This window comes from Pseudomonas sp. xss_2 (genome assembly GCF_043104195.1).
Classification (GTDB): Bacteria; Pseudomonadota; Gammaproteobacteria; order Pseudomonadales; family Pseudomonadaceae; genus Aquipseudomonas; species Aquipseudomonas urmiensis.
Genome location: NZ_JBICKL010000057.1, coordinates 130,781 through 144,807 on the forward strand (window position 1 = coordinate 130,781; position 14,027 = coordinate 144,807).

Sequence of the window (14,027 nt, forward strand, 5' to 3'; positions counted from 1 at the left end):
CCTCTCCCCTCAGTCTCTGTGGCAGTGGTTTATCCGCGAAGAAGTTGGCATGGCCACCATCCCCTTTTGGCGAGGACTACGCCCTCGTTCGCGGGTAAACCCGCTCCCATAGGGTCCCTGCTAAGGCAATGAGCTAGTGGGGATCAGTCAACCGCTGCATAGTGCCGACGGGTCATGAACAGCACTACGCCAATTGGCACCGCAAAAGACGCCATCAAGCCCAGGTCAAAGCCCAGCAGCTGGGTTTGGCTCAATGCAATGCAGCCGACCGCGCCAAGTATCACCAGCGCCACCCCGAGCCACTTGCGCAGCGGGTACGGCTTCACCCACCAATGCAGTACAAAGGCCAGTACTACGACGATAACTGTCTGGGTAACTTCGGACATGAGCAACTCCCGTCAGGCCCTGATGAGCAGGGATTCAGTCGTGCGTTGAGGGCCAATGCCGCCATTGACCTGCGCCTCGATGCTGACGATAACGTCGCCAGCATGATGGGTGCTTAGCGCGCCGTTGACGTACGAGCTCACGCCCGTCTTTGCCGCCAACCCCGCGACGAAACCGGCAGCGGGGCCAGCCAAGCTACCGGCGGCTCCGGCAGCGCCACCAGCGGCCGAGCCGGCTGCATTGGCGATGCTGGTGCGACGGGTGTTGAGGGCATCGGCCTGTTGCCGGGTCAGCGGCTTGGAGATACCGACCATCATCAGGCATGGCCGGTTGTTGGCCTGCATCTTGTCGTAAATCTCTACGACCTTGCTGTTGACCTGATAATGGGCGCTTTTCGCCTCGCCAAAATGCAGTTCGCGCAGGTTGCCGCGCTCATTGTCGGTGAGGGTGATTTGCGAGACGGTGAAGATGATCCCGTGCTGGGCCATGTATTGGAAAGTCCTTTCGAACTTCATTGCGCGCATCCTTTCGAGCAGAAGGGCGCCGATTCTCTACAAGACACGTTGCAGATGCAACCCATGTCCACATCTGTCCCGACACGCAAAAACTGTAGGACCGGGCTTGCCCGCGAAGAGGCCAGCCCTGCCAACCTCCACCACCAGGCAAACCTTGCTCCACACCCGCCCAACCAAACCTCAGTTCATCATCCCCAACTCCGCATCATCCATCAGCGCCTTGGCCAGCGCGCTCAAGTAATGCGAAGCCCAAATCAACTGCGGGTTATCTTCCATCACCCCGGTAATGGTCAGATCGCGCACACAGCCCATCAACTCCGAAGCCTGCTCCCGCGCATGCTGGCAAGGGATCCCCGGCTCAATGCAAAACAACGGCTGCGTCAGCCCCTCGCCCTGATAGAACTTGGTCTTGCCCACAGTAGTGTTAACGCTAGTGTTCTGTTCAACGCTCATTTCAATCTCCCTGATTATCTACCTGCGCCAGCCTCTTGCGCAGCGACAAACCTGACACAGCGCAACCCCACAGCCATTGCAAAACCCTGTGGGAGCGGGCTTGCCCGCGAATAGGCCAGACCAGCCAGCAACGCTCTAAAGTCTCAATGCACAGCCCGCGCCTCAGCCGGCATCTGCACCTGAATCAGCGCCGATTCAAGCAACTCCCGCAGCGCCTCAAGCTCATGCATCGAGGCCATCATCAAAGCCGAGACGGGGGACTTGGGCAGTAAGGCAAATGCGTGATGCACCACAGTCTGAGCGCACAGGGCGTACTCGGTGGCTTGGAGGAGGGTGTCTTCGAGAGAGTGAAGGTTTTGGGGTGGATCGGGAACGATCTTAAGCATGTGCAGCTCCTGTATTTCGGTCAGGTGCTACCACCGACTTGCTGTCAAACAAGTGGGTGGCAGCTGTGCATGGGTTGACAGACCGGTGAAATACAGGAAAACCGGCGCACGCGAACGTGCCCCAAGCACAGCTGCCATTGAGCTGCAGCAATGCCCTGAATTTCGTTGCGGCCTGTCAAAGCCGATCGCTGCTTTTCAGCGACCGGCCGAGACTAGAGCGCTGTCTGAGCGACCGCAACGGAAAAAGGGCGGCGGGAGTATGTTTGGGAAATGGACTACAAGGAAGGGGTTTAATCTGATTTTCTAGCGCCATCTTAGGGCTCGTGGACGCTCAAGGTAATTCACAAGACCGCCCAATGTTTAGTCAACATCTCAAGGCTGTAGATGGCAGCAGCATTGGACTCAAAGCTGCCAATCAACTAATGCGTGTTGCGCGGCTGCTCAACGCACTCATAACCCCCTCCCTTCCGAGGTCCAATCTCGAGAGCTAGGCGTCAAGACCGCTGGCGCCACGTTGTCGGGAACTGGCCTGCAGGCTAATCCCCACCCGAGAACCTCTACCCATTGATTTAGATGGGAATTAATACCACTTGCAATTGAATCGCGATAGGTTCATAGATGTTAGTTGTTGAAATTGCTGATTTTTTATATCTTTTTCTCATAAGCGCTGCGCCTATCCCGACGCCGCCACAACGCACAGAAAGCAGTTGGCTGTTGCAGCAAATACGCCAAAAAGGACTTTATAAATGCCGGATGAACTACCCGCGACCACCATCACTGGACGTCGCCCTGATTTTTCGCCGATTAACGATCGCCCTCTTGTGGAGCCAATAGATCCTCAGGCCCAAGACACCCTGCAGTGGCTGATTCGCGCATCGAAATATGTAGACAGCTGGATCAGCGACAAATGGACCAAAATCAACCAGCACCACGAGAAAAACATGGCCGCCATCGACGCTGAACTGGATAAGGAAATCAAGGATGCTGGTGGACTGAATACGCCGATGAATCTGTCTACGTCAGAGAAAACCGTTACCCAAGAAAAGAACATCATCGTTAAGCTCTATTTGACCAAGCAATCCAAGGCCAACGAGAAATCCTCATCCTCGAAGGGCCTGTTCAATGGAAATGTAATTGATCGCAAAAGCGCCCGATCGAACACCTTCGTACATGCCAATGGCTATCAGGTGTATGTAGACCAACTGCGCCTCGCCAATTGGGCAAATGGCCTGCAAGCCGCCAGGCTGGCCCAGGTTTACACGGAGATGGCGCGGCGCCTGCAACTGCGCGGGAGTGCACTGGAGGCCATCGCAAGCGCTCAGGCCAAGCGTGCAGCTGACGATCTGAATGCTGCGAGGAAACAGATCCGTCTTAAGCAATACCCGGTGGCACCGCCAGGCGTCTCTATGGAGAACAATCTGAAGGAGTCGAAAGCACAGAAGGAGCACTTCAAGAACGGCGGTACAGCGTTTCTTTTCAGCTGGTTCTATAAAAAAGTCCGAAATCGCGGAGACTGGGACTACAAGCAGCGCGGCGGTCAGTACGCGAGTTTTGGCAACTTCAATTATGGCGCTGTAGGGACTGCGGCGGGAATCTCAGCAGCGGTGTTATTGCGGGCTGCCGGGGCCGCACAAACGGTTGCGGGCACTTCACAGGCCGAATTTGACAAGTGGTGGGCGGCTGCGCCCTACGGTGATGACCCAGTTGACCAAGCATGGATCAAAGCAGGTATCGATTATGCAAAATCTCAAGGCTATTAAATGGACTCTCTGGGCTCTGGTGGTCGTTTGTTTCGGGCAGATGCTGTACATCTATGCATCCAGCCCGGCACGACCAGACCCTGACCGAGTCGTAGCTGTCACACCGGTGGGTGAAGGCGGTGCCATCTATGAAGTCCTTTATGGCTCAGGGGGCGCGACTGTCCCCTACGTTTATCGGTACTTTGTAATGGACCTTCAGGCCAGTGAGGAGGCAGTCTTAAAAAAAACAAAAAAGGCTACGCCCTTCCTGGTAACACAAAGTACTGGTGCAGTTCGTGGTGTTGAAGGCATCACGGTGAAGCTGCGCACCAGTGCGACTATCTACGACTTCCACAATAGGGCCTACTTCAAGACCCACGGGGAGCTGAATATCGTGAAGTTCGATCTTCACGCTACGCTTCCGTAGGCCAGACCTGCAGGACAAAGTTTTCGAAGCCCATTGCGGAACAAGACTGCCCACTGTGCCAGTGTTGCCCTCGTGAAGGTGGTGATACGGCATCAAGGAGCGGCCTTGTTCCGATTGGTAGGGCAAGGGTGGTCATTAATAGTTTGCTTGAATAAATGCAGCTGGTAGCGGCTTCCGAAGATCTTAAGTTAGGCTGTAATTAGATGCAGAGTTTCTACAAAACCTATACAGCCGCCTCAACCTCCAAAAACGCCGCCTCCAACAACTGCCGGGTATACGCATGCTGCGGCGCATGAAATATCGCCTGCGCATCCCCTTGCTCCACCACCTGCCCATGCTTGATCACCATCAACTGGTGGCTCAACGCCTTGACCACCGCCAAGTCATGGCTGATGAACAGATAAGTCAGGTTGTACTTAAGCTGCAGCGAGCGCAAAAGCTCCACCACCTGCCGCTGCACAGTCCGATCCAGCGCCGAGGTCGGCTCATCGAGCAGAATCAACGCCGGCTTGAGCACCAACGCCCGGGCAATGGCAATCCGCTGCCGCTGCCCGCCGGAAAACTCATGCGGATAGCGATGACGAGTGCTTGGATCGAGCCCCACTTCCTGCAACGCCGAGATGATCGCCGCCTCTTGCTCCTCAGCCGTGCCAATGCGGTGGATCCGCAAGCCTTCGCCAACGATATCCGCCACGCACATACGTGGGCTGAGGCTGCCGAACGGGTCTTGGAACACCACCTGCATTTCCCGTCGCAGTGGTCGCACTTCTTGCTGATTGAGGCTTTCCAGGTTCTGCCCGTGGAAGCGGATGCCGCCTTGGCTTGAGATCAAGCGCAAGATCGCCAGGCCCAGGGTCGACTTGCCCGAGCCACTCTCGCCAACGATGCCCAGGGTCTGCCCCTGGGGCAGGCTGAAGTTGATGCCATCGACCGCTTTGACATGATCGACGGTGCGCCGCAACAGGCCTTTCTTGATCGGGAACCACACGCGCAGGTCATCGACCTCGAGCAGCGGGGCGCCCACCGGGTTTTGCGCGGGCTGGCCGCTGGGTTCGGCGTTGATCAGCATCTGCGTGTAGGGATGTTGCGGGGCGCTGAACAGGGTGGCGCACTCGGCCTGTTCGACGATCTTGCCGCGCTGCATCACGCACACCCGATGGGCGATGCGCCGCACCAGGTTGAGGTCGTGGCTGATCAGCAGCAGGGCCATACCCAAGCGTGCTTGTAGCTCCTTGAGCAGGTCGAGGATCTTCAACTGCACCGTGACGTCGAGCGCAGTGGTCGGTTCGTCGGCAATCAGCAGCTCCGGCTCGTTGGCCAGGGCCATGGCAATCATCACCCGCTGGCGCTGGCCGCCAGACAGCTCATGGGGCAGGGCCTTGAGGCGCTTGCGTGGTTCGGGGATGCCGACCAGCTCAAGCAGCTCCAGGGTGCGCGCGGTGGCTTGCTTGCCGGTCAGGCCTTTGTGCAGCAGGAGGATCTCGTTGATCTGCTTTTCGATGCTGTGCAGCGGGTTCAGCGAGGTCATTGGTTCTTGGAAGATCATCGCGATGCGGTTGCCGCGAATGCGCTGCATGGGCTTTTCGCCCAGCTGCAGCAGGTCTTTGTCGCCATAGCGGATGCTGCCGCTGGGGTGGCGGGCAAGCGGGTAGGGCAAAAGGCGCAGGATCGAGTGCGCCGTCACCGACTTGCCCGAGCCGCTTTCGCCGACCAGGGCCAGGGTCTCGCCTTTGCGGATGTCGAAGCTGATGCCGTCGACCACGCGGTTGACCTGGTCACCGCTGAGGAACTCGACCGCAAGATCACGGACTTCGATCAGGTTGTGTTCGCTCATGTCATTTCCTCGGGTCGAAGGCATCGCGGGCGGACTCGCCGATGAATACCAGCAGGCTGAGCATCAGCGCCAGTACGGCGAAGGCGCTGATGCCCAGCCACGGCGCTTGCAGGTTGGACTTGCCCTGGGCGACCAGCTCGCCCAGCGAGGGCGAGCCGGCGGGCAGGCCGAAGCCGAGGAAGTCCAGCGCGGTCAGGGTGCCGATCGCGCCGGTGAGAATGAACGGCATGAAGGTCATGGTCGAGATCATCGCGTTGGGCAGGATGTGCCGGTACATGATCGCGCCGTTGCGCATGCCCAAGGCGCGTGCAGCGCGCACGTATTCGAGGTTGCGCCCACGCAGGAACTCGGCGCGCACCACATCGACCAGGCTCATCCAGGAGAACAGCAGCATGATCCCCAGCAGCCACCAGAAGTTGGGTTGCACGAAGCTGGCGAGGATGATCAGCAGGTACAGCACCGGCAGGCCGGACCAGATCTCCAGAAAGCGCTGGCCAGCCAGATCGACCCAGCCGCCGTAGAAGCCCTGCAAGGCGCCAGCGATGACGCCGACGATCGAGCTGAGCACGGTCAGGGTCAGGGCGAATAGTACCGATACGCGAAAGCCATAGATGACCCGCGACAGCACATCGCGGCCCTGGTCGTCGGTGCCTAGCCAGTTATCCGCCGAGGGCGGGGCGGGCGCCGGGACCTTGAGGTCGTAGTTGATGCTCTGGTAGCTGAACGGGATCGGCGCCCACAGCACCCAGCTGTCTTTTTTCTCCAGCAGCTCGCGGATGTACGGGCTCTTGTAGTTGGCTTCGAGTGGGAATTCGCCGCCGAAGGTGGTCTCTGGATAGCGTTTGAATGCCGGGAAGTACCACTCACCGTCGTAGCGTACGGCAATCGGTTTGTCGTTGGCGATCAGTTCGGCGCCCAGGCTCAGGCCGAACAGGATGATGAACAACCACAACGACCACCAGCCGCGGCGGTTGGCCTTGAAGCGCTCGAAGCGCCGGCGATTGAGAGGGGACAGGGCCATGTCAGTGCTCCCGGCTGGCGAAGTCGATGCGCGGATCGACCAGGGTGTAGGTCAGGTCGCCGATCAGTTTCACCACCAGCCCGAGCAGGGTGAAGATGAACAGGGTGCCGAAGACCACCGGGTAGTCGCGGTTGATCGCCGCTTCGAAACTCATCAGGCCCAGGCCGTCGAGCGAGAAGATCACCTCGATCAGCAGGGAGCCGGTGAAGAAGATACCGATGAACGCTGAGGGGAAGCCGGCGATCACCAGCAGCATGGCGTTGCGGAACACGTGCCCGTACAGCACCCGTGGTCGGCTCAGGCCCTTGGCCTTGGCGGTGACCACGTACTGTTTGTTGATCTCGTCGAGGAAGCTGTTCTTGGTCAGCAGCGTCATGGTGGCGAAGTTACCGATCACCAGCGCGGTGATCGGCAGCACCAGGTGCCAGAAGTAGTCGAGCACCTTGCCGGTGGTCGACAGCTCCTCGAAGTTGTTCGAGGTCAGCCCGCGTAGCGGGAACCAGTCGAAGTAGCTGCCGCCCGCGAACAACACGATCAGCAGGATGGCGAACAGGAACGCCGGGATGGCGTAGCCGACGACGATCGCCGAGCTGGTCCAGACGTCGAAGTGGCTGCCGTGGCGCACCGCTTTGGCGATCCCCAGGGGGATCGACACCAGGTACATGATCAGCGTGCTCCACAGCCCGAGCGAGATCGACACCGGCATCTTTTCGGCGATCAGGTCGATGACCTTGGCGTCGCGGAAGAAGCTGTCGCCGAAGTCGAGCTGGGCGTAGTTCTTGATCATGATCCACAGCCGCTCGGGCGGCGACTTGTCAAAGCCGTACATGCGCTCGATCTCGGCGATCAGCGCTGGGTCCAGGCCTTGTGCGCCACGGTAGTTGGAGCCGGCCACCGAGACTTCGGCGCCGCCGCCGGCGATGCGGCTGGTGGCGCCGTCGAAGCCTTCGAGCTTGGCGATCATTTGCTCGACCGGGCCACCGGGGGCGGCCTGGACGATGATGAAGTTGATCACCAGGATGCCCAGCAGGGTTGGGATGATCAGCAGCAAACGGCGCAGGATGTAGGCGAGCATGTCAGTTCGCCTCGCCAGGTTGTTCGGCGTCTGCCGGCTGTGCAGGCTGCGCGGTCACTGCCGGGGTGACGTCGGGTTTGATCCACCAGGTGTCGATGCCAACGTCATACTTGGGCGATACCTTGGGGTGGCCGATGTGGTTCCAGTAGGCCACGCGCCAGGTCTTGATGTGCCAATTGGGGATTACGTAGTAGCCCCACAGCAGTACCCGGTCGAGGGCGCGGGCGTGGTCGATCAGGCTCTGGCGGGAGTCGGCGTTGATCAACGCTTCGACCAGTTGGTCGATGGCCGGGTCGCGCAGGCCGATGAAGTTGCGGCTGCCGGGGTTGTCGGCGGCGCCGCTTGACCAGAACTCGCGCTGTTCGTTACCTGGCGAGCTGGACTGCGGGAAGCCGCTGACGATCATATCGAAATCGCGCGAGCGCAGGCGGTTGATGTACTGCGGGACTTCGACGCGGCGAATGCTCAGCTCGATGCCCAGGTCGGCCAGGTTGCGCTTGAACGGCAGCAGCACGCGCTCGAACTCGGTCTGCGCGACCAGGAACTCGATGCTCACCGGTTTGCCCTGGGTGTCGACCATCTTGTCGTTGACGATCTTCCAGCCGGCGTCTTGCAGCAGCTTGTAAGCCTTGCGCTGTTGCTCGCGGATCATGCCGCTGCCGTCGGTGACCGGGTTGTGGAAGGCTTCGCTAAAGGCTTGCTCGGGGATCTTGCCGCGCAGCGGTTCGAGGATCTTCAGCTCGGCCGGCGAGGGCAGGCCCTTGGCGGCCATTTCCGAGTTTTCGAAGTAGCTGCCGGTGCGGGTGTAGGCACCGTTGAACAGCTGCTTGTTGGTCCACTCGTAATCGAGCATCAGGCTCAGCGCCTGGCGTACGCGAATGTCCTGGAATACCGGGCGGCGCAGGTTGAAGACAAAGCCCTGCATGCCGACCGGGTTGCCGTTGAGCAGCTCTTCCTTGATCAGCCGGCCTTCGCGCACCGCTGGCACGTTGTAGGCAGTGGCCCAGTTCTTCGCGGTCATTTCCAGCATGTAGTCGAACTGGCCGGCCTTGAGCGCTTCGAGGGCGACGGTGTTGTCGCGGTAATAGTCGAAGGTCATGGCGTCGAAGTTGTAGAAGCCGCGGTTGATCGGCAGGTCTTTGGCCCAATAGTCCTTGACCCGCTCGTAGCGCACCGAGCGTCCGGCCTTGACCTGGGCGATCTTGTACGGCCCGCTGCCCAGCGGGATTTCCAGGTTGCCCCGGGTGAAGTCGCGCTCGGCGTACCAGTGCTTGGGCAGTACCGGCAGTTGGCCAAGAATCAGCGGCAGCTCGCGGTTGTTCTTGTGCTTGAACTTGAACAGTACAGTCAGCGGGTTCTCTGCCACGGCTTCGGCGACGTCGCCGTAGTACACGCGGTACAGCGGCGCGCCTTTGCTGACCAGGGTGTTGAAGGTCCATACCACGTCGTCGGCGCGCATCGGCTGGCCGTCGTGAAAGCGCGCTTCGGGGCGCAGGTAGAAGCGTACCCAGCTATTGTCCGGGGCCTTTTCGATCTTGCCGGCCACCAGGCCGTACTCGGTGAAAGGCTCATCCAGGCTTTGGCGCATCAGGGTGTCGTAGATGCTGCCGATGTTTTCTGCAGGCACGCCCTTGTTGATGAATGGGTTGAGACTGTCGAAACCGCCGAAGCTGGATTGGCGGAAGGTGCCGCCCTTGGGCGCGTCGGGGTTGACGAAGTCGAAGTGCTTGAAGCTCGCCGGGTACTTGGGCGGCTCATCGTATAGGGTCAGGGCGTGTTGCGGCGCGGCCATCGCCGTCACGCTCAGGCAGGCGAGCAGCAGGCCGCCAGCCAGGCGGCGCAGGCTGTGGGTCGGCATCATTTGGCTTTCTCCGAAGTCTTGAGCCACCAGCTGTTCAAGCCCAGGGTGTAGGGCGGTGTGGTGACGAAGGCGAACCGGTTGCGGTAGGCCAAGCGGTGATTGTCGAGATACCAGTTGGGAATCATGTAGTAGTGCCACGACAGTACCCGGTCCAGGGCGCGCGCAGCGGCGACCTGGTCGTCGCGGGTACGGGCGGCGAGCAGGGTGTCGAGTAGGTGGTCGACCACCGGGTCCTTGACCCCAGCATAGTTCTTGCTGCCCTTGGTCGAGGCTTGGCTGGAATGGAAGTACAGCCACTGCTCAAGGCCGGGGCTCAAGGTCTGGTTCAGGGTCATCAGAATCATGTCGAAGTCGAACTGGTCCAGCCGTTGTTTGTACTGGGCGCGGTCCACGGTGCGCAAGCGCGCATCGATGCCGATGCTTGCCAGATTTTCGACATAAGGTTGCAGGATCCGTTCAAGGTTGGGGTTGACCAGCAACAGCTCGATGCGCAGCTGCTTGCCCTTGGCGTCTACCAGGCGCTGGCCATCGAGCTTCCAGCCCGCTTGGGCGAACAGCGCCAGGGCCTGGCGCAGGGTTTGCCGGCTGACGCCGCTGCCGTCGGTGTGGCTGACCTTGTACGGCTCGGTGTAGAGCTTTGCCGGCAGTTGCTCGCGAAACGGCGCCAGCAGCAGCCACTCCTTGCCGGTCGGCAGGCCGGTGGCGGCAAACTCGGTGTTGGGGTAGTAGCTGGTCGAGCGGCGATAGGCGCTGCTGAACAGGGCGCGGTTGGTCCACTCGAAGTCGAGCATCAGGCCCAGCGCCTGGCGCACCAGCGGGTCGCTGAAGGTCGCCCGGCGGCTGTTCATGAACAGGCCTTGGGTCTGGGTCGGGATGCGATGCGGGATCTGCGCCTTGATCACTTCACCGCGGCGCACCGCCGGGAAGTTGTAGCCGTTGGCCCAGTTCTTGGCCTGGTGCTCGATGTAGATGTCGAACTCACCGGCCTTGAACGCCTCGAAGGCGACGGTGGCGTCGCGATAGAACTCGTATTCGACGCGGTTGAAGTTGTACTTGCCGCGGTTGACCGGCAGATCCTTGCCCCAGTAGTCCTTGACCCGCGTGAACACCAGGCGCCGGCCTGGCTGCACTTCAGAAATGCGATACGGCCCGCTGCCCAGCGGTGGCTCGAAGGTGGTCGCCTTGAAGTCGCGCTTTTGCCAGTAGTGCTTGGGCAACACCGGCATTTCGCCCAGGCGCAGGATCAGCAGAGGGTTGCCAGCGCGCTTGAACACGAAGCGGATGCGCAACGGCCCGAGGATATCGACCCGTTGCACTTCCTGCAGGTTGGTGCGGTACAGCGGGTGGCCGTCCTTGAGCAGCGTGCGGTAGGAGAACGCCACGTCCGCCGAGGTGATCGGTTTGCCATCGTGGAAGCGTGCTTCAGGGCGCAGGTTGAACACCACCCAGCTGCGGTCCTCGCTGTACTCGACCGAGCGGGCGATCAGGCCGTAGCTGGAGGTGGGTTCGTCGCCAGACGGGTCGTACATGCCGGTGCCGACCATCAGCGTCTCGTTGAGCTCGTTGATGCCGTACTGCAGGAAGTTTGGCGTGGTGACCGGGCTTGAGCCTTTGAAGGTGTAAGGGTTGAGCGTGTCGAAGGTGCCGAATGCCATGGCCCGCAAGGTACCGCCCTTGGGCGCTTGCGGATTGACCCAGTCGAAGTGGGTGAAGGTGGCCGGGTATTTGAGCGTACCGAACTGCGCGTAACCGTGGCTTTCGCTCACCATCGCGCCTGCGGGAAAGCTCAAGGCCAGGCTGAATGACAGCAGGAGGGGACGTATCAAGTCGGCATCCGATCCAGAGGGCTTTGGGCTTTGGTCGGGCTACAGTAACAGCTTGGCGGGGTTGGAAAAAGAGTGCTGGGAGCGGGGAGACCGCAGCGCTATGGGGTGCTGTTGCTAACGTGGGGCTGCAAAGCAGCCCCAATTGCCTCAATGGCCCAGGTAGACAGTCAGGGTCTGGCCGGGTTTGAGCGCATGGCCGCTACGCGGATTCCAGCGCTTGAGGTGCTGCATCTCGACATTGAAGCGCTTGGCCACCAGGTACAGCGAGTCGCCCTTGCGTACTTTGTACTGGGTCGAGCGCTGCTTGGACGACGCAACCCGGTTGCCGGCAGCCGAAGGTGCATTACCGCCGCGCAGGGCCAGAACCTGGCCAGCTTTCAGGCGGTTGCCCGAGAGCCGGTTCCAACGCTGGATGTCCTTGACCGAAACCCGATTGGCCTTGGCAATGCTGCCCAGGTTGTCCCCGCGCTTGACCCGGTAGCTACGCGCTGCAGGCGCCTTGGCTTCAGCCACCGCAGCCTCGAACACCGCTTTGCGCGGTTGCAGGCTGACCAACTGCTCGGGGTTGAGGTTGGACAGGCTGGCCGATAGCAACTGCGCCTTGGCGGTAGGCACCAGCAACTGCTTGGGCCCATCGACCGTCATGCGCTTCTTGAACGCGGGGTTGAGCTGGATCAGTTCGTCTTCGTCCATGTTGGCGAAGGCGGCGACCTTGGACAGGTCCAGGCGGTCGTTGATGGCCACGGCCTCGAAGTAGGGCTCGTTGGCGATCGGGTTGAGGTTGACGCCGTAGGACTCAGGCGTCGACACCACCTGCGACAGCGCCAGCAGCTTGGGCACGTAGTCGCGGGTTTCCTGCGGCAGGGGCAGGTTCCAGTAATCGGTCGGCAGGCCGAGCTTTTCGTTACGCTCGATCGCCCGGCTGACAGTGCCTTCACCAGCGTTGTAGGCGGCCAGCGCCAACAGCCAGTCGCCGTTGAACATGTCGTGCAGGCGGGTGAGGTATTCCAGCGCAGCATTGGTCGACGCGGTGATGTCGCGGCGGCCATCGTAGAAATTGGTTTGACGCAGGTTGAAGTGGCGCCCGGTGGACGGGATGAACTGCCACATGCCAGCGGCGTGGGCCCGCGAGTAGGCCATCGGGTTGTAGGCGCTTTCGATCGCCGGCAGCAGCGCCAGCTCAAGTGGCATGTCGCGTTCTTCCAGGCGCTCGACGATGTAATGCAGGTACAGGCTGCCGCGCTCGCCGGCGGTTTCAACGAAACGTGGGTTGCTGGCGAACCACAGGCGCTGCTGTTCGATGCGCGGGTTGACGTCGATGCTGTCTTGCAGGGCAAAGCCCTGGCGCATGCGCTCCCAGACATCCTGGGGTGCTTGCTCCTTGGGCTTGACCATCAGCGGCGCCGGTTTGTGCTTGATCCGAGCCTGGTAGTTGTGCGCGCGAACGCTTTCGGATTCGTCAACCTGACGGGTGCTCTGGCAGCCCACCAAAGTGGCGGCCAGGGCCAGCGCACTGATCTGTGCGAGGCGCGTCAAAGCGACGGATTGCGAGGTTCTGCGGCTACGGGAAGACATCGGCTGGGACGGGTATCCGGGCAAAAAATTTCGGCGATTCTAGGAACCGCTTACCGCCCGGTCAACCTTTGAGGACCAATTGCGATATATCTTGAGGTTATCAAAAGCCGTCTTTCCAAGACCTCAAGGCAGCAAAAACAGCGGCTTGGCCTACGTTTGAAAGACCCTTCCATTCGTCTGCTTTTTGTTTAACGGATGTTTCAGCGGTACGCAGGAAGGGGTTGGTCAAGCGTTCCAAGCCGATCGTTGATGGCAATGTGATGCGATCTTGCTCACGCAGGCGGCTAACCTCGGCAAAGCGTGCGACAACGTGCGGGTTTTCTGGTTCTACAGCCTTGGCAAAGCGCAGGTTGCTCAAGGTGTATTCGTGGGCGCAGTACACTTGGGTTGCGGCGGGCAAGGCGGCCAGCCGCTCAAGGGAGTGGTGCATTTGCTCTGGGGTGCCCTCGAACAAGCGGCCACAACCGGCCGCGAACAGGGTGTCGCCACTAAACAACAGGGGGGTGGGCGTCTGCGTGGTGAAATAGGCAATGTGTCCCAGGGTATGGCCGGGCATCGCCATGACCTGGAAACTCAGGCCCAGCGCGGTAACCTGGGCATTGTCCTGCAGGGCCAGGTCGCGGCCGGGGATGGTTTCGGCAGCCGGGCCGCAAACGCGCGCGCCTGTCACCTGCTTGAGGTGTTCGACGCCGCCGACGTGATCGTGATGGTGATGAGTGACCAGGATGTCGGTCAGCGTCCAGTCGGGGTTGGCCTCGAGCCAAGCCAGCACCGGCGCGGCGTCACCGGGATCGACCACCGCGCACTGGCGTTTGGCAGTATCCTGTAACAACCAGATGTAGTTGTCGGAGAAAGCGGGTAGGGCATCGATCTGTATCATGGTGCGGATCCGAATCATCTGGCGTGGGACATGAGGGCATCTTAGCCGCGA

General features: G+C 60.6%; 13 protein-coding genes. 2 read left to right on the forward strand and 11 right to left on the reverse strand.

From position 1 onward, the window contains the following. Positions 1-143 precede the first annotated feature (143 nt). The 4 genes from ACF8K2_RS14100 to ACF8K2_RS14115 form a co-directional block, all read right to left on the reverse strand. A complete protein-coding gene (locus tag ACF8K2_RS14100; RefSeq protein WP_392465341.1) occupies positions 144-386 on the reverse strand; it encodes a hypothetical protein in 243 nt (80 codons plus the stop codon). Positions 387-398: 12 nt separating this feature from the next. Further along, a complete protein-coding gene (locus ACF8K2_RS14105) occupies positions 399-899 on the reverse strand; it encodes a hypothetical protein (protein WP_264234944.1) in 501 nt (166 codons plus the stop codon). Between the two features lie 180 nt (positions 900-1,079). Next, positions 1,080-1,352, reverse strand: a complete 273-nt coding sequence (locus tag ACF8K2_RS14110) for a DUF3077 domain-containing protein (protein ID WP_186555737.1) — start codon at positions 1,350-1,352, stop codon at positions 1,080-1,082. A 143-nt stretch (positions 1,353-1,495) separates the two neighbouring features. Continuing rightward, positions 1,496-1,738, reverse strand: a complete 243-nt coding sequence (locus ACF8K2_RS14115) for a hypothetical protein (RefSeq protein WP_392465342.1) — start codon at positions 1,736-1,738, stop codon at positions 1,496-1,498. 746 nt (positions 1,739-2,484) lie between these two features. Here ACF8K2_RS14115 and ACF8K2_RS14120 point away from each other — a divergent pair. Both ACF8K2_RS14120 and ACF8K2_RS14125 read left to right on the forward strand, forming a co-directional pair. Continuing rightward, the gene (locus tag ACF8K2_RS14120; protein WP_392465344.1) at positions 2,485-3,498 is read left to right on the forward strand and encodes a polymorphic toxin type 44 domain-containing protein; all 1,014 of its coding nucleotides are present in this window, start codon (positions 2,485-2,487) and stop codon (positions 3,496-3,498) included. After that, positions 3,476-3,904 carry a hypothetical protein gene (locus ACF8K2_RS14125; protein WP_392465345.1) on the forward strand — a complete coding sequence of 143 codons (429 nt, stop codon included), beginning with the start codon at positions 3,476-3,478 and terminating at the stop codon, positions 3,902-3,904. Before ACF8K2_RS14120 ends, ACF8K2_RS14125 begins: the two co-directional genes overlap by 23 nt. Positions 3,905-4,127: 223 nt before the next feature. On the opposite strand, the gene ACF8K2_RS14130 is transcribed toward ACF8K2_RS14125, so the two are convergent. The 7 genes from ACF8K2_RS14130 to gloB form a co-directional block, all read right to left on the reverse strand. Beyond that, positions 4,128-5,738 carry an ABC transporter ATP-binding protein gene (locus ACF8K2_RS14130; protein WP_392465346.1) on the reverse strand — a complete coding sequence of 537 codons (1,611 nt, stop codon included), beginning with the start codon at positions 5,736-5,738 and terminating at the stop codon, positions 4,128-4,130. Between the two features lies 1 nt (position 5,739). After that, positions 5,740-6,759: an ABC transporter permease gene (locus tag ACF8K2_RS14135; protein WP_186555741.1), complete on the reverse strand. Its 1,020-nt coding sequence runs from the start codon at positions 6,757-6,759 to the stop codon at positions 5,740-5,742. Position 6,760: 1 nt separating this feature from the next. Beyond that, positions 6,761-7,834 (reverse strand): microcin C ABC transporter permease YejB, encoded by a 1,074-nt coding sequence (locus ACF8K2_RS14140; protein ID WP_186555742.1) that lies wholly within the window; start codon positions 7,832-7,834, stop codon positions 6,761-6,763. A 1-nt stretch (position 7,835) separates the two neighbouring features. Then, positions 7,836-9,695, reverse strand: coding sequence for an extracellular solute-binding protein (locus ACF8K2_RS14145; protein ID WP_392465347.1), 1,860 nt, complete (start codon positions 9,693-9,695; stop codon positions 7,836-7,838). Then, a complete protein-coding gene (locus ACF8K2_RS14150) occupies positions 9,692-11,521 on the reverse strand; it encodes an extracellular solute-binding protein (protein ID WP_392465348.1) in 1,830 nt (609 codons plus the stop codon). Before ACF8K2_RS14150 ends, ACF8K2_RS14145 begins: the two co-directional genes overlap by 4 nt. 147 nt (positions 11,522-11,668) lie before the next feature. Next, a complete protein-coding gene (locus ACF8K2_RS14155; RefSeq protein WP_264234937.1) occupies positions 11,669-13,096 on the reverse strand; it encodes a lytic transglycosylase domain-containing protein in 1,428 nt (475 codons plus the stop codon). 100 nt (positions 13,097-13,196) lie between these two features. Then, positions 13,197-13,976 carry a hydroxyacylglutathione hydrolase gene (gloB, locus tag ACF8K2_RS14160; protein ID WP_392465349.1) on the reverse strand — a complete coding sequence of 260 codons (780 nt, stop codon included), beginning with the start codon at positions 13,974-13,976 and terminating at the stop codon, positions 13,197-13,199. Between the last annotated feature and the right edge of the window lie 51 nt (positions 13,977-14,027).